The sequence below is a fragment of the Paenibacillus sp. FSL L8-0708 genome (assembly GCF_038009325.1).
GTDB classification, from domain to species: domain Bacteria; phylum Bacillota; class Bacilli; order Paenibacillales; family Paenibacillaceae; genus Paenibacillus_AQ; species Paenibacillus_AQ odorifer.
On sequence record NZ_JBBPBC010000001.1, the window covers coordinates 1,146,726 to 1,162,563 of the forward strand.

The window sequence follows — 15,838 nt, forward strand, 5'->3', positions numbered from 1 at the left end:
AAGAGAACATCGAGAAAGGATGTGCATAGGATGCTCTTTTCGTGGAAGCGGAATTTGATCGTGCTTTGGGTAGGGGTTTTCTTTTGTAGTACAGCTTATTCGATCTCGATTCCCTTCCTTTCCATTTTTTTGAGCGACGAACTTGGGGTTTCAAATCATTTGGAGATTTGGTCAGGGGTTAGTTTTGGAATAACCTTTCTTGCCAGCGCTTTAATCTCTCCCTATTGGGGTTCGCTAGCCGACAAGTATGGTCGGAAACCGATGCTTATTCGCTCGGGTTTTAGTCTGGCAGCTTTATACCTTATTAATTATTTTGTACATGATCCTTATGTTTTTTTGATTGTGCGTGTGCTGCAAGGACTGCTTGCCGGTTTTGTTCCAGCAGCTATTGCAATGGTAGCCACCAATACACCTGAGCATAAGACGGGGTACGCTTTAAGTATTATGTCTACAGCCGGAGCGACAGGTAGTATTATTGGGCCATTAATTGGCGGTGTAGTGAGCTATTATACCAGCAACCGGATTGCTTTTTTATTCTCAGCGGGTATTGTACTTATCTCAGCGCTCATTGCTACTTTTTTTGCAAAAGAGGAGAACTTCGACCGTTCGGCTCCAAGGTCACATGTAAGTGATGATATCAGGGAAGCGAGAAGTAACCGAGCTTTTATTACTTTGCTCTCGCTGGCGGGAATCAGTACCTTCTCCGTTATGATTCTGGAACCGTTAATCCCAATTTATCTACTGGACATGGGGATCTCCAAAAATAGTGCCTCGCTAAGCTCGGGAATCGTATTCTCTGCTGTGGGGATTGCTACGGTGCTGATGGCTCCGCAGTGGGGCAGACTCGGCAGCCGAAAAGGCTTTGGGATGATCTTATTTATTGGTCTGATCGGGGGCGGGATCGGTAATATTCTACAGTTTTTTGTTTCGGGCTATGTAGAGTTCGCTATCCTTCGCTTTGCATACGGCTTGTTCTATGCAGGTGTGCTGCCGTCAGTCAATGCCATGATTGTACAAGTAATTGAGCCGGGATTCCGTGGACGGGCCTTTGGCCTGAATCAGGCGGCATCTCAGCTTGCGACGATGGCTGGACCGATTATCGGCGGCTTATTGGGCGCGGTTATTCCAATTCGCTGGGTGTTTGTAATCAATGGAGTGATGCTGCTGGTAGCAGCGATATTGGTTAAGACCCGCAAGCTGGAAGCGCAAATCGCCGCTGCTCGTCCCGCAGAACAGCCAACAACGATGCAGAGCTAACTGCTACCTCATTGAGCATGTCGTTATTTAGAAGAAACAACATAAAGCCGCCGGGCTCACAGCCCGGCGGCTTTATTCATATTAAGCTGCTATTCTCCCTGCGAACCGTTCAAAACGTCTGTTCCCGGCATAACATCCACTGGCGGGGAGGCAGGGTCAATAATGGAATTTGGATATACATCGTCTGCATCTGGAACATCCTCCAGCGGCTGATCTTCTTCTTCCATCTCCAAGAGTTCCTCATCCTTAGTATAATCCGTATCATCTAGGGTTAATCCTGCGGTTTCAGCGGCTAGATATGCATCGGATTCCACCAGCTCATCTCTTTCGATTACATCCTTAGGTGAGTTTAAACCAATATCTGCTGCCAAGTATTTATCGCCAACCAAGACAGGATCTGCGTCATCATCAACAATATCCTCTTCATCCATATCAGCTTGTATATAACGTTCATATTCAAAGTCAGCTTCAGTTTTATTTGGTGAACTATCCATAGCCGTTCACTCCTTTTTTATGATAAAATTTGAACTTCCTATGTTTATCTTTACCCGTTTGACCATGATCGAATCGCTGATCCAATAAATGGGTATGTCTATATTGGATTAGTAAAAAATGGGTGAAAGCAAAAGCCGATGAAAAACGTTCTTTTTCGAGAAAATTTACAAGAATAGGCAGGGATAGTGCGAAGCTTGTCGAAATTAAGAAGCATATATGAACGTTTAAACAACTAATGAATTACTGAGGTGCTACGATGAAGTTGCCAAAGCTCAATATAGCGGCTGCTTTTTTATTAATTCTACTGCTGACCGCTATGGTTCCTTTTGGTACGGCGATAGTGAGTGCTGAATCATCAGACTCTACGCTGCCCAATTGGGAGATTAAATTTGAACGTATAGAAATAGATCATATTGAAGAAGCTGTGGCAGCTCTTGATGAAGAATGGACTCGTGTTATGCCTCATGGGAAAAGCCCAGAGACTCCAAGTGGAGCAACCTCAGCCTGGCTGCGGTTTACTTTACCACAAATTAGTGATAAATCTGCGTTATTCATAGATAAAGTATATGGAAATAATGTTAAGGCTTATTTAAATAACGAATTAATATATGATTCCGGAAAAGATTTTAATTTCAATGGCAGTAAGGTTTTCATTCCTCTGTCCAAAAGTGTTGGAGGACAACAGCTATATTTATGGACCCATGGTGGCAGCAAAGACTTAGGGATTCACGGCGAAATAAGAGTAGGCCAATACGATGAGCTGTTATCTGTTTATGTAAAGCAGGGCTTAATGGATCTGATCATTGGAACGACGCTTATTTTTATTGCGGTTGTACTGCTGATCTGCTCGCTATTCATGAGAAAAGGCTATTTTTCAGGCGGATATCTATTGGTGCTGATTATTTTATCCATTGGCGTCTTAGTGGTAACGTATTCATCGTTCCTGCCGACAATCCTCGGCGATTATGGAGAGATCGTACTTGTTTTCTTTGATGTAGCTTTATATACGCTTTTGCCATCCTTTACATTTTATTTTGAGAAAATATTTGGTCCAGGGAAAAAGAGAATCGTTACACGTTTCCGTAAGTTTCAAATTGTCTATTCTGTATTTTGTTTTTCCCTAATGGTTATTAATATTCTTCTGTCCTATCAGGTGGATGACTTTTATCGATTGATGACTACGAGTGTGCTAGGTATCCTTATGATTGTACAAATTATACTTTTGATCAGCTTAGCGTTTATACACGCGAACCGTGGCAATGTAGATGCTGTTATTTTTACTTCAGGGTTCTCAATATTTGCTTTCATGTCTCTTAGTGAACTGGTCATGTTCTATGCATCGGGGCAATCCTATCAATTATATTGGTGGAAATGGGGAATGGTGATTTTCGTAATTGCCTTAATCGTCATTCTGGGAAGAAGGTTTACTCGAAACCATGAACAGCTTATTGAATATTCCCATCAGCTTGAGAAGTTCAATAATGATTTGCAGCGCTCGGAGAAGATGGAGATTATTAGTGAGCTGGCAGCTTCGGTTGCCCATGAAGTACGGAATCCATTGCAGGTTACCCGGGGGTTTCTGCAGATTCTTGGGGAGCGTTCAGATCAAAAGGAGCGGGAATATCTGCAAATGGCAGTGACAGAACTGGATCGAGCTACGCTCATTATTACAGACTTCCTAACCTTCGCTAAACCAGGACTTGAAACCGTAGAGCAGCTTGATGTGTCCGAAGAGTTGAGGCATGTGACGGGTATTCTTTCTCCGTTAGCGAATCTGCAAGGGGGCGTCATTGAACTTAATCTGCAGCCAGGACTTTACGTTACTGGATCATCTGCCAAGTTCAAGCAAGCGTTTATCAACATTCTCAAAAATAGCATCGAAGCTTTAAAGGACAATGGGCTGATTAAAGTCACAGCCTGGAAGTCTGGAAAACATATAATAATCAGTGTTCATGATAATGGGGAAGGGATGAACCGGAATGAGCTGGCTCGGTTAGGGGAACCTTATTACTCCAATAAGACCAAAGGAACGGGGCTTGGACTGATGGTAACCTTTCGGATTATTGAGGCGATGGAGGGATGCACTGAGTTTCGCAGTGAGAAAGGGGAAGGGACTGAAATTATAGTAAAAATACCAGAACTTAGAAGAATTTAGAAGTAATTTATGATAATTCCGTTTTTTAGAAGGAAAGAGTGAGGGGCTGAGCGAAGTAGTACAGACAGAATATTGTTTCTGATACTTACTTCTGAGGTGCATATATGCGCTTGATGATTAAAGTCCTACATATAGCAATAGCTCTTACTCTCCTTCTGATAGGATATAGTTCAATTGTTGTATCAGCAGCGACCCCATATCCATCCCAAGAAATTACCAGTTGGCAGATGAGATGGGGCGATGGAACCGAAAACAGCGGCGTAGAGGTTCCACAGAATAATGACCAGCAGTATTGGATAAATGTGAATGCTACGAAGGAAATCCCACATCTGCCATCAGGCGTATCCACTTCTTGGACTCGTATTTCCATACCTAACTTTAGTTATATCTCCCCTTCAATCTACATTGATACTCTATATGCTCTTCATGTGAAGGTGTATGTGAACGACCGTTTGATCTTCGAGGAAGATCGTAATTATATTAAGGATAACTATTCTTTGTTGTTGCCTTTGAGTCAAAGCGATAGTGGGAAAACATTATACATTTGGACTGAAACGCTGCAGGATAGAATCGGAATTAAAAATGAAGTGGTGATCGGTGAACACAACCTGTTAATCAATGATTATATTAAAAATGGACTCAGCGATGTGATTTTGGGCTGTGCTTTTTTTCTTGTGGCTATCGTTCTATTTATAAGCTCTCTCTACATTAATAGGGACTATTTTTCCAGTGTGGCTTCACTAGCCGTTGTAATAGGTTCAACCGGAATTCTCTCGATAACCTATTCTCCTTTTATTTATACCTTTTACAGCGATTTAGGCGCGATTAGTAATGTATTTCTTGATTTGGCTTTATTCTCACTTTTACCGGCGCTTACTCTTTTATTTGAAAAAATATTTGGCAGTGGAAAATATGCGATCGTCCGTCGTTTTCGTCAATTTCAAGTCATTTACTCCTCATTTTGTTTGCTATGTCTTTTGATCAATTTTCTATCGAATAATAGCTATATTGAGTTTTATTATTTTGTATCTACCACTATTATCGGGTTCATCCTCATCCTTCAGTTCATCTTGCTGATCGTATGTGTGATTATATTTTCGCTTAAAGGGAATAGGGACGCTATCATTTTTGCCATTGGCTTTGGAACGGCTGCATTTACTGTAGTGTCAGAGTTACTGTGGTATTACATTCATAAGGGGAACTATGATTTATTCTTGTGGAAGTGGGGCATTGTTGCCTTCATAATCTCCTTGATCGTAATTCTGGAGCGAAGACTAGCCTATAGCCATCAACAGGTTGTTAACTATTCTAAAGAATTAGAGCGTTTTAACAACGAATTGCAGCGTTCAGAAAAAATGGAAATTATTAGCGAGCTTGCTGCATCTGTTGCTCATGAAGTGCGGAATCCACTCCAGGTAACTAGGGGTTTCCTTCAGCTGCTTAGCGAGAAATCCGTTGGTGAAGAGGAAATATTTATGTCGATGGCCCTTAGTGAGCTGGATCGTGCTTCCGGGATCATTACGGATTTCTTAACCTTCGCAAAACCGGAATTTGAGACGATTTCCAGTCTGAATTTGTATAATGAATTTAAGCATATTGAGAGTATTATGCAGCCGCTTTGTCATTTAAATGGAGGAAAAATGATTCTCGATGTATCGGGCGAATTATGGGTGAAGGGGAATTCCTCAAAGTTTAAGCAAGCCTTCATCAACATTATCAAAAATAGCATTGAATCTTTCCGTGACGAAGGGTTTATCTATATGTCGGTGTATGCGGAAGAGGAGAACGTAATCATTCATATCAAAGACAACGGGGAAGGGATGGACGCGGATGTCCTGCACCGATTGGGAGAGCCTTATTTCACTAAAAAGAATAAAGGGACAGGTCTTGGATTAATGGTCACTTTCCGTATCATCGAAGCTATGCAAGGTAAAGTGAAATTTACAAGCAAAAAAGGAGTGGGAACCGAATCCATCACCATACTGCCATTGGCAGAAGCTCCGGATGATTCTCACTCCTTAGGGGGTTAATCTTGTTGTCTTACCACGAACCGCGTGGTGCTGCGGTTGCCTTCAATACATCGGATGTAGGACTTGGTGGAATTACAAGATAGAATTCGTTGGAGCCTTCTTCAACGGCTTTCAAGGTAACGCTGTCGGGAATAATTACGCCTAGTGCTTCTTGGAGAGCCGCTTTTGGGTCTGAGAGTAGTCTTTTCTTGAAACTTGGATCTTCCCATGCCTTTTGAATGACTTGATTTCTAAGAATTGCTTCTGACATAATAATCACCCTTCCCAAATTGTATATATTTACCTTTAATAATATAACATAGCAAAACTACTAATACTATTCTTTTTATTACAAAATAATAGAATTAATGGACATTTTTTGACAACCAATGATATAATCCTCCGTTTAGCAAGAGCTGCTTGTCCGCTTCGATGGAATCAGAGATCTGCTGTAAGTTACTTACTAGCATGGAATGGAACGCAATAAGATGAGGGGCATCAAGGTCGGAAGCTGTAACTTTGTTATGTGTGTCGTGTGCTAATTGCGTATAGGTATGTAGACCATTTGCAGTGAATAGATAAAATTCGACCTCTTGCGAAGTCAGTTTAGCTGCACTGCTGTTTGGCAGATGTTTGCGAGTTAGGGAGAGAAGACAATTATAGTTGCCCGCGGATAAATCTTCTTTCCAGTCCTCATAGTCATCCAGCATTTGCAGTGTAAGCAAAACTGAATGGATAAGCTCTTCAGCTTGCGGCACTAAATCACTCTTTCCAGACATCAGAAGGGCAGCAGTGCTGGATAGCTTGAGCGGACTGGCTTTATAGGCAATTTTGACCCGATCATTAAGAAAATAGTCACTGGTATTTTCGTTGCTAACACTATCTGCCCACTCCATGATATAACGATTAAATAAGATCCAGAAAGCGGATGGCTCCGGAAATAGTATCCGGTAGATATTTAAAAATTCGACATAAAGCAAATTTGCCAAGGGCAATTTTTCGTATGCGGAGGATTCTTGGCTGTCCATCAGGTCATCCTGTATGAAGAAATACAACATAAAAAAGACGTTGCCCATCGACATCTGGCGAGTAACCTCTGCAGAGATTCCGCATCCCTTCTGCAGCCAAAAGGGTAAAAGATAACATATGTAGTTTTTGTGGCTTTCAGCGTTAAATACGTTAAAATGCTCAAGATAGGACATACCTTGTTGATTTAGAGGTTCTGGAAATTCGGAAATAATCCGTCTGCTTTCTTGGAATACCAAGCGTAGTTCATCTTCGTAGTCATTTAGCCAATCCATAACAACCCTCCTATAAAATTTTTACGAAAATGGTTCTTTTGCCCTGATTATAGCTTTCTCTTTATTCCATTACAACTAAAATTTAGGAGGTATTAGCAAATATGGAATGGTATACTTTCGGCCAAATGCTTATGGCGATTCGAATGGGTCAAAAGGCGGAAACACCGGATGGCCGCATGGTTATGCGTACCTCCACAGGACTTTTTTGGATAAACGGAATCCTGCAGGGAAAAGTGGTAGAAATCAAAGACTATCTGTTCTCTGACCTATGGCGAATCTATGAGGATGAGGAAAGCCAGCAGGAGGGAATTGGCAGGGAACAACACGAGCAACGTGAGCGGGAGATGCTTGAGAATCAATATGAAGAGCTGCGCTGGGCGAACCGAAAACGTTAGTTCAACGTTCGATTACCCAACAGCAGCTATATAGAGAATCTTAATAAGAGGGATTAGGAACTTACGGATGCGGAGAGCTCTGATTTTAATGCTTCATATTGACTACGCAGGCGTTGAAGTTTCGAGATACTTTGCTCCAAGCCGCCGAGCCGGTTGCGTTCCGTCCACAAGAGACGATATTGGTGAAGGAGTACATCAAGATCATTGATTTGCTTCGTAATCAGCGCAGGATCAAGCGAATCTGGTGCTGATGTCAACTGTAGCTTGATTCTGCCAAGCTGCACAGCATGCTTCACGAAATGGATGCCATTACTCAATTCTTTCAGCACAAGAGCAGCATCCTCGCATTGAAGATCTAGCCCCGATAGCCGCGCCTCAATGGAGAGCAGATATTCTTCGAGATGATTGAAGTGTTCCTCAGTAAGCTTCTCTATGATTAGGAAATTGTCCAGATGGGTACGCAGCAGCAGGGACATTTCTGCATCATTCGAACGGTTGATACTGGATTCAAGCTGATAGTAATTGCCGAGATCCAGGAGCAGCTGGCCAATTCCTTCAGAACGATCTGCAAAAATAAATCTATTTAAATACTGTGCAGTATCTGCTTCCAGATTATGATCTACACTCCAGGATAGGGCTGCGCCGTAGGCGAAGCCGGCATAGCTAACCGGCAGATGCTGCCAGTGTCCAAAATCTCCCCAATCCGTAATGAGATAACCGATAGCACCGTTGTTTTTGCCATGAATAGCTGCACTGCGCAGATTGGCTAACATATTGTCCGTGCGTCCTGTAATGGAGTTCCATGAGCTGGTGCCTGGGCAGACATAAAAAGGAATACCTGCTTCACGGAATTTGAGCGTATCGGACTCGAAGGGATGCTCCGCGCTATAACCCCATTCCATAGCAATAATATCCTTAGGAAGCTGAGGAATCAGTTCGGGATGCTGGATAATGATATCGCCCCAGAATTGCATCGTTTTGCCACGTTTTGTAACCAACTCATAAATCTTTTGCAGGAATGATAAATAGAGTTGACCTTTGCCTTGAGCTTCAGCCAGAGCTTTGTTTTTACCAAGGCCGAGTTCATAGGTCTCATCGCAGCCTACATTAAACTGATTGGAGCTAAAGTAGGGCAGCAGATCGTCAAACATTTTGTCTAGCAGAGGTAGTACATTAGGATCTTCGGTATCAAAAGTACCAGGGTGCATAAATAAGCCTTCTGGATAAACGTCCTGCGCATACAAATTCTTCGGAAGCATAAAGCCTTCGGGAATTTCAGCTAAAGCGTTGAATTCTGGACGAGAAAGCCAGCCCTCCATATGCCCAAAGCTATTCTGATTGGGAACAAGCTCTATATAACGTGCTTTGCAATAGGCATCCAGAAGCAGGATTTCCTCTCCGGTAATTGGGGTTTCAAGCTCCCAGACTTGAGGGAAGGATTCATAAGCGAACGGAGCACCTTCTATATATAGCTGAAGTTCATTCATCTTCAAATCAGCCATAAGGTCAATGATCCGGTACAAGGTTTCTTGCTTCGGGATTTTATTGCGGCTGATATCTATGAGCAGGCCTCTGGCTCCAAAATCAGGTTCATCGCGAATATGCAGCTGAGGTATAGATTTTCCACTTTGTTCTATGATTTGTTTCAGGGTTGCTGCTGCGTAGAAGGCGCCTACAGGAGAGCTATAGGAGACAACGATACCCTTCTGATCGACAACAATCTCATACGCCTGTGCAGACAATAATGGCACATAGTTAAAGTTACAGACAGATACAACGGTTGGACGTAAGCCAATGGATAAAGTCAGCTGCAGATTCAATGCTTGTGCAATTACTTCCTGTAGTTTTCGTGCAGCTGGCATGGCAGATTGTTCTTCCATATTAGGAAGTACGATGCTTCCGCTTGTTGGGAAATGGAAGGAGCCTTGTGACAATGTGATTTCACGCGGATTAGGGAAAAGCAGTAGTGTAGAATGATTAAGCATAGCGTGGACACCTCTTATTCATGTAGAATATGATCATCTTCACAATAACCTTATCACTACTAAACAAGGGGAGGAATGCCTATAATGTCCAAGCACATGGATTATATGATCAGTCCATATCCAATAAGAATTATTGATCCGAAGGTTGAATCCTCCAAGCTGAAGCTCAAGAATATAAGGGTGGGACAGGCAGGACATCTGCCAGGAAGAACGTTATTCCGTTCAGGTGTAGTTTTTGAGCACTGGGCCATTGTTTACATAGTGTCAGGTAGTGGCTCCTACATGGAGATTGGGGGAAAAGAGCAGCAGGTACGTGAAGGCAGCTTATACTTTTTCCGCCCAGGTTACAGTTATAACTTTGGTCCACCACCGGGAGGCAGCTGGGATGAGTATTATATTAACTTTAATGGCACGCGTGTATCGGAATGGCTGGAATCGGGCCTCATAGCCGGGGGAAATGTTTTTCAAGCCCAATCTATAGTAGGTCTTACTACCTTATTTGAAGAAGTGCTGGAACGGATGGAGAGCGGAGAACCTGTAGATGCGGATCGGGCAGCATTATTGCTCGAAAGAATGCTGCTGGAGTGTTCTTTTATAATAGAAGAAAAAAGTTGGAATTCTCAGGCTGATTTTATGCGTCAGATTCGGGAAGACCTGAACTTATGCATTTATGGTGAAATGGACCTAGAACAAATAGCGGCAAAACATCATGTTTCGATGTCTACGCTTCGTCGTCTTGTTCGGCGCAGCAGTGGATACCCGCTTCATGAATATATTCACCGTCTAAAAATGGCGGAAGCCAAAAAGTTGCTTTTCAACACCTCATTACAAATTAAGGAAATTTCTAGTATGCTTCATTATAATGATCCGTTCTATTTTTCTCGTTTATTTAAAAAATATATGGGGATCGCACCCCAGCTTTGCCGGAATAACATTTAAATCGACATCATCCTACTAGAGTCCCAACAGCAATTGTTATAATTTGTATAATTGTTGTCGTTTTATAAGATATGTTGAAAATTATGGATTAATATTACATAAATACGTTAGTTCTTATTAACTATAGTGGATAAAATTCCAAATTTTAGTGATAAAACCCACTAAAAAAATAATAAATTTTTTGTAACTAATTTTCAAATGGAAGCGCAAACATGGGAAATGTCAACTTGTTATTGTGATTTTTCTCATGTATGATGCTTTTATCGAGCACAGTACAATCTTACATTTTCCAAAAAACTGGAGAATAGGGTGGTGGGATGAAAATCAAACCAACTGCAGAAGACAAACTGATTGCGTATTACAGGTATTTTTCATTGTCCCTCACATCACTCATGTATCTTCTAGATCAGACGGGACCTTCCATAATTTATAAATCACTTATTATTGCTATACTTGTTATGTTTGCACAAACGTTCTCATTTTGTTATCGAAGGCTACGCAGCAGGCCGAAGACTCTCGTCCTGGCTGTTAGTATAGAGATGGTGGGAATTATCGCATTGACCTTGTTTACGGGTGGGTACGAAAGCTCTTTTAGGCTTTATGTGCTAAATCCTGTATTGATTGCTGCAGGGTCATTGTCCATTTATTTTGGATGGTCGTTGCTCTTAAGCTACATCAGTATTTTTGCGGTGCTCTGTTATTTTTTTATCAATTCTGCGAACAGAAATTTTCTGGAAATTGTATTTATAAATGGGAATCTGTTTCTAACACTGGTACTTACGGTTATAATAATGCAGATCGTTAATCGGATGAAGCGGCAACGTGAAGAATCGAATGCCCGCACGAAAGAGACGATGGAGCATATCAAATCCCTGTACCATATCGTGGAAACCTCAAGCCAACATGATTTCATGAATATCGGTCAAGTGATCACCGATTATGTTGTTAAGCTAACGAAGCTGGATAAGGCTTTGTTTTGGTTCGCCAAGAAAAGCGGAGAACCAGCTCCGCAGAGCAGGCAGACCGGCTGGCAGCAGGAAGAGGAACAGTTCCTATTCTCAGAACTGGGAAAACATGAGCATGAATGGAGATTGCAGCGAGAGCCTATTTTTAGAAATCTGCCGGGATTAGGAGATTTCCTGCTGATGCCTGTACGGATGAGCACCCGTTTTGTAGGGATGATTGGACTCAAGCTGGAGTCTACAGAGGGGCTGGAAGGCCGCAGATGGTATATTCAACAATTGATATTCTTATCTGAGCTAAGTGCGAATATTCTTGAAAGACATGAGCTTGGTGTGATCGAGAACCGGTTGATCATCACGAACGAACAGAACCGGATTGCGGATGAAATGCACGACAGTGTATCGCAGAGCCTTTTTGGTATTGTGTATGCGACGCATTCGCTGAAGGAATCGTGGAAGAGAATGTCAGATCATGAGCTAGAAGAACAAATAGAGCTTATTCATGATTCTGCCACAAAGGTTGCTAAAGAACTGCGGATCACGATCTACAGTCTTAGCTCCAAGAAGAGTGGCGGTCCTACTTGGTTGGGCATGGTAAGATCACATTTGAAGAGCTTATCCAGGTTAAATGATGTTGATATTGATTTAAAAATAACGGGCGATGATTTCAGTCTCCCTTATCCTTACCACAAAGCGCTTTTTCGGATTATCTCCGAAGCCACTGGTAATGCCATCAGGCATGGTGCTGCCAGTCGAGTGGAGGTAGAACTGTCTCTGAAGCCGACTTGGATTCGATTATTGATTTGTGATAATGGTGTTGGTTTTGATACTGATTTGTTATGGATTGAATCTGAAGATAGTGTAAGCGGACTTGGCATGAAGAATATGCAATATTTGACCCAGTCGCTCGGCGGCGACTTTCAGTTGTCCAGTAATGAGAGCACAGGAACAAGAATTATGATTTCGATTCCTGTCGGTGTAGCTGAATTAAAGAATGCATAAACTTTAGGCGGGAGGTCGTTTCTGTGAAAATCGTCATTGTAGATGATCATCCTTTAGTTAGAAGAGGACTGGCATCTGTCATTTCAATGCAGCCGAATGTGCAGTTTGCAGGTGAGGCAACGAATGGCCAAGAAGCGCTTCTTGTGATTGAGGAGACGCAGCCTGATCTCGTATTGATTGATCTTAAGCTAGCAGATGAATCGGGATTGGATGTCATTAAGACAGCACGTGCTCGTGGTATCGTTAGTAAGTTCATTTTGTTGACGTCATCTGCGAGCAGAGAGGATTTCCTGAAGGCTGAAGAAGTACTGGTAGATGGATATGTACTGAAAGAGGCGTTGCCTGAGGAGTTACTGTTTGCTATCCAATTGGTGCACAAGGGAAGAAAGTATTACGATCCTGGTCTGATGGAAGATAAAATGCGCATGAGTGGAAGCAGCCCAACGGATGAATTGACACCCAAAGAAAAGGAAGTCCTGATCGAGCTGGGACAGGGCGCATGCAACAGAGAAATTGCTTCACGTCTTTTCATTAGCGAATTTACGGTGAAAAAGCATGTCAGTCAGATTTTAGCAAAATTACAGGTGGCTGATCGTACACAGGCAGCGCTTTATGCAAATGCTGTCGGATTAACCAAATATGAAATGTCATACGAGTGAAAATTGAAATAATTCGTAAGCATTGTACATGAACACGGACAGGTTGTCCGTGTTTTTTTGTGCGTTAAAACTTAAATTAGCCCTATATATGGCACTAAAGTATACCTAATCCCCCTCTTAAGAGGTATAACGTCTTACTCCAAAGTGAAGAGGAAAGTGATGGTATGAGCCATGTGGCGAATGGTGTGGATTGATAGAATTAAAGCAACAACTGAAACTTTCATGAATGCTTTCAGAATGTAATTTTAGCGGAAGGAGGGTTACTGTGGAAAAGACGATTCTGGATTACATTAACCTGATTAAAAAAAGGTTTTGGCTCATCATGGTGTTCGTTTTGATCTCCTGTGCTACGACTTACTATGTTAGCAAAAACTTCGTTGAACCCGTCTATTCCGCTTCCGGACAGCTGCTTGTCAACAACATTGCCAAAGCTCCCGAGAGCAACAATCTTAACGATTTGAGCTTTAGCCTGAATTTAATTGAGAGTTACAAGGAAATTATGAAATCACCAACCATCATGAAAAGCGTAATAGAAAATCACCCGGAGTTTGGTCTCACGGCCGATGAACTAAGTCAGAAGCTTGAGATTAAAACCTCAGAGAAGAGTCAGGTGATCAACCTCAATGTTCAGGATGAAAGCTACACCAAAGCTGCCGGGATCGTAAATGCGGTATCGCAGACATTCATTCGAGAATTGCCGTCGCTGATGAGGGTAGACAATGTTACCTTGCTGACACCGGCCGATCCGACTGATGTTCCAGGGCCCTCGAACGGCGGGTTTGCGATGAATCTCATCATTAGCTTTGTTGTATCCCTTATGGCTGCATTAGGAATTATTTTGCTGATGGAAACACTTAATGGCACATTAAGGTCTGAAAAGGAAGCGGAATATGACCTTGGTCTACCGGTAATTGCTTCGATCGCAACCATTCGCAAACGTGATTTGGGTAAGGCGGCAGGCGACACCAGAGTGAAGGAGGGTGCTTATGTTGCGGCTAAATAAGAGTCTGGTTACAGACGTTAATCCATCCTCGCATATCTCCGAATCGTTCCGATCACTGCGCACATATATACGTCAGCTTGAACTAGCGCAGGGCGGCGGTGGAAAAGTGCTGCTCTTTACATCAGCAGAAGCTGGGGCAGGCAAGACGACAATCTTGTCGAATCTCGCGGTTTCTTTCGTCCAGGACGGCAAGAAGGTAGCGGTGGTTGACTGCAATCTGAGACATCCCGGTCTTCATACCGTGTTTGAAGTAGAGGGGAGTGACGGGCTTGCGGCTTATTTAAGTGGGCAAGAGGAAGCAGATAACATCGCAGTCCTCGGAAACTTAGCCAATCTGTCAGTCATCCCGGCGGGAAAAACTCATGTTAGTCCGCCGGATTTGCTGGGAAACCCCAAAATGACCGCTTTGCTTGAGGAACTAAAAGAAAACTACGATCTGATCCTGCTGGATTCTCCTTCGGCAGTCGATTTCAGTGATGCTCGTATATTGGCACCTCAAGCGGACGGCGTGATTCTGGTGGCCAGATACGGAAAGTCCAAACGGGAATCGATTCGCAAAGCGAAGACGCTGCTTGAACAGACCGGCTCTAATCTAATCGGAATTGCCATGAACCAGGCGAAGTAAATGTTTATGCTTTCGAAGTAAGTTTTGCTCGAAGTCAAATCATTGAAGCTAATGCTCACAAAACTTAAGTTTATGCTTTCGAAGTGAGTTTTGTACGAAGTCAAATCATTGAAGCTAATGCTCACAAAACTTTTAGGAGGTAAAGTGCGATGAAAAAGGTAAAAAAAGTAATCATACCCGCGGCAGGACTAGGTACGCGCTTTCTTCCTGCAACGAAAGCCATGCCTAAAGAAATGCTTCCGATTATCAATAAACCAACCATTCAATACATTGTTGAGGAAGCTATTGCTTCCGGTATTGAAGATATCATCATTGTTACTGGTAAAGGTAAAAGAGCCATTGAGGATCATTTTGACAATGCGTTTGAGCTGGAGTCTAGGCTTTTGGAAGATGGAAAGCTGGATCTGCTTAAAGAGGTTCAACGTTCAGCTAAGGTAGAAATTCACTATATCCGCCAGAAAGAACCGAAGGGTCTCGGGCATGCCGTATGGTGTGCAAGACGGTTTATCGGAGATGAGCCATTCGGTGTCATGTTAGGCGATGATATCGTCACAGGAGCCGTACCTTGCCTTAAGCAGCTGATCGATCAATATGAAGAAACACAAAACTCGGTTATCGGAGTTCAAGAGATTCCTGATGAATTCACGAATCGTTACGGTATTATTGAACCGGATTTGCAGGACGGTAAATTGTATCGGGTTAACAATTTTGTAGAGAAGCCGCCACTAGGTACGGCACCTTCCAATCTTGCGATCATGGGCCGGTATGTGTTTACGCCGAAGATCTTTAAGTATCTCGATTTGATGGAAGAAGGCGCTGGCGGAGAGATCCAGTTGACAGATGCCATTCAGAAGCTGAATCAGAGCGAACGGGTATATGCCTATAATTTTGACGGAACAAGATATGATGTCGGCGAGCGGCTTGGATATATTTTGACAACACTTGAATTTGCACTGCAAAGCGAAGATTTGCGCTATCCGGTGATGGATGCAATGGCGGAATGGCTGAATAAAATGGGACAAACCAGCTTGAGTAGTTAAGTTGAGTTCGC

General features: G+C 42.7%; 14 protein-coding genes. 10 read left to right on the forward strand and 4 right to left on the reverse strand.

The features are described 5' to 3' along the window. Positions 1-30: 30 nt before the first annotated feature. Positions 31-1,257, forward strand: coding sequence for an MFS transporter (locus NYE58_RS05100; RefSeq protein WP_076129276.1), 1,227 nt, complete (start codon positions 31-33; stop codon positions 1,255-1,257). Positions 1,258-1,346: 89 nt separating this feature from the next. On the opposite strand, the gene NYE58_RS05105 is transcribed toward NYE58_RS05100, so the two are convergent. Then, positions 1,347-1,751 (reverse strand): hypothetical protein, encoded by a 405-nt coding sequence (locus tag NYE58_RS05105; protein WP_051490926.1) that lies wholly within the window; start codon positions 1,749-1,751, stop codon positions 1,347-1,349. Positions 1,752-2,008: 257 nt separating this feature from the next. Here NYE58_RS05105 and NYE58_RS05110 point away from each other — a divergent pair, with 257 nt between their 5' ends. Further along, positions 2,009-3,907 (forward strand): sensor histidine kinase, encoded by a 1,899-nt coding sequence (locus NYE58_RS05110; protein WP_076218274.1) that lies wholly within the window; start codon positions 2,009-2,011, stop codon positions 3,905-3,907. A 227-nt stretch (positions 3,908-4,134) separates the two neighbouring features. Beyond that, positions 4,135-5,937, forward strand: coding sequence for a sensor histidine kinase (locus tag NYE58_RS05115; protein WP_248547921.1), 1,803 nt, complete (start codon positions 4,135-4,137; stop codon positions 5,935-5,937). Positions 5,938-5,947: 10 nt separating this feature from the next. On the opposite strand, the gene NYE58_RS05120 is transcribed toward NYE58_RS05115, so the two are convergent. Then, positions 5,948-6,187: an NHLP leader peptide family RiPP precursor gene (locus tag NYE58_RS05120; RefSeq protein ID WP_170914256.1), complete on the reverse strand. Its 240-nt coding sequence runs from the start codon at positions 6,185-6,187 to the stop codon at positions 5,948-5,950. A gap of 94 nt (positions 6,188-6,281) precedes the next feature. Further along, positions 6,282-7,217: a hypothetical protein gene (locus NYE58_RS05125; protein ID WP_076218272.1), complete on the reverse strand. Its 936-nt coding sequence runs from the start codon at positions 7,215-7,217 to the stop codon at positions 6,282-6,284. Between the two features lie 101 nt (positions 7,218-7,318). Here NYE58_RS05125 and NYE58_RS05130 point away from each other — a divergent pair, with 101 nt between their 5' ends. Further along, positions 7,319-7,612 carry a hypothetical protein gene (locus tag NYE58_RS05130; RefSeq protein WP_076137149.1) on the forward strand — a complete coding sequence of 98 codons (294 nt, stop codon included), beginning with the start codon at positions 7,319-7,321 and terminating at the stop codon, positions 7,610-7,612. A gap of 53 nt (positions 7,613-7,665) precedes the next feature. Here the strand turns inward: NYE58_RS05130 and NYE58_RS05135 are convergent, their stop codons facing one another. Next, positions 7,666-9,597 (reverse strand): glycoside hydrolase family 20 zincin-like fold domain-containing protein, encoded by a 1,932-nt coding sequence (locus NYE58_RS05135; RefSeq protein ID WP_076218271.1) that lies wholly within the window; start codon positions 9,595-9,597, stop codon positions 7,666-7,668. Between the two features lie 84 nt (positions 9,598-9,681). Here NYE58_RS05135 and NYE58_RS05140 point away from each other — a divergent pair, with 84 nt between their 5' ends. From NYE58_RS05140 to galU, 6 genes are all read left to right on the forward strand, one after another. Beyond that, on the forward strand, positions 9,682-10,536 hold the full coding sequence (locus tag NYE58_RS05140; protein WP_341001237.1) for a helix-turn-helix transcriptional regulator: 855 nt from the start codon (positions 9,682-9,684) through the stop codon (positions 10,534-10,536). A 317-nt stretch (positions 10,537-10,853) separates the two neighbouring features. Next, entirely contained in the window at positions 10,854-12,500 is a 1,647-nt protein-coding gene (locus tag NYE58_RS05145; RefSeq protein ID WP_076129270.1) for a sensor histidine kinase, read from the forward strand. A gap of 23 nt (positions 12,501-12,523) precedes the next feature. After that, positions 12,524-13,159 carry a response regulator gene (locus NYE58_RS05150; protein ID WP_036676623.1) on the forward strand — a complete coding sequence of 212 codons (636 nt, stop codon included), beginning with the start codon at positions 12,524-12,526 and terminating at the stop codon, positions 13,157-13,159. Between the two features lie 265 nt (positions 13,160-13,424). Then, positions 13,425-14,162, forward strand: coding sequence for a YveK family protein (locus NYE58_RS05155; RefSeq protein ID WP_076129269.1), 738 nt, complete (start codon positions 13,425-13,427; stop codon positions 14,160-14,162). Next, the gene (locus NYE58_RS05160) at positions 14,146-14,787 is read left to right on the forward strand and encodes a CpsD/CapB family tyrosine-protein kinase (protein ID WP_076129268.1); all 642 of its coding nucleotides are present in this window, start codon (positions 14,146-14,148) and stop codon (positions 14,785-14,787) included. Before NYE58_RS05155 ends, NYE58_RS05160 begins: the two co-directional genes overlap by 17 nt. Positions 14,788-14,936: 149 nt before the next feature. Continuing rightward, entirely contained in the window at positions 14,937-15,827 is an 891-nt protein-coding gene (galU, locus tag NYE58_RS05165; protein WP_042185171.1) for a UTP--glucose-1-phosphate uridylyltransferase GalU, read from the forward strand. The last annotated feature ends 11 nt before the right edge of the window (positions 15,828-15,838 follow it).